Genomic DNA, 616 nt, shown 5'->3' on the forward strand with positions numbered 1-616 from the left:
CCTAAACGTAGTTTTACAAAAACGACAAACAGTAAGCATTGGATGAAAAAACATCCGAACTTATTAAAGAACTACAAACCATGCAATCCAGAGGGTGTGCTAGTAAGTGACATCACTTATATCCAATCAGATGAAGGCGTTCACTATCTCTCATTGGTAACTGATGCGTTTAGTCGGAAAATTATGGGCTATGAGCTGAGCAATGAAATGAAGGCGACGGATGTTGTGAAAGCGCTAGATATGGCTATTAAGGGACGTCAATATTATCGTTCGTGTATCCATCACTCTGATCGTGGTCTCCAGTATTGCTCCGGTGTTTATCAAGATAAGTTGAAAAGTAGTGGCATAAGCCCCTCGATGACAGACGGTTATGACTGCTACCAAAATGCATTAGCGGAGAGAGTAAATGGAATACTGAAACAAGAGTTCTTACTTGATAAGTGTAAAAACCTCGTAGAACTTAGACAACTAGTAAAAGAGTCTATAAGTACCTATAACAATATGAGGCCGCACCTTAGTCTCAGGATGAAAACTCCAAATGAGGTGCATGAAAAAAGCCAACAGCTGACGCTGTTGGCTTAGTAGAAATACTGTCAACGTATTTTAGGACGAGACA

Annotated in this window: 1 protein-coding gene; it reads left to right on the forward strand. The window is 40.1% G+C overall.

Features of this window, described 5'->3' with window-relative positions; translation table 11 throughout:
- The coding region (locus MSG36_RS23800; protein WP_248369923.1) for an IS3 family transposase at nt 1-582 on the forward strand (582 nt) is incomplete at its 5' end.
- Nucleotides 583-616 lie beyond the last annotated feature (34 nt).

The organism is Vibrio sp. 1CM8B (assembly GCF_023161685.1).
GTDB classification, from domain to species: domain Bacteria; phylum Pseudomonadota; class Gammaproteobacteria; order Enterobacterales; family Vibrionaceae; genus Vibrio; species Vibrio coralliirubri.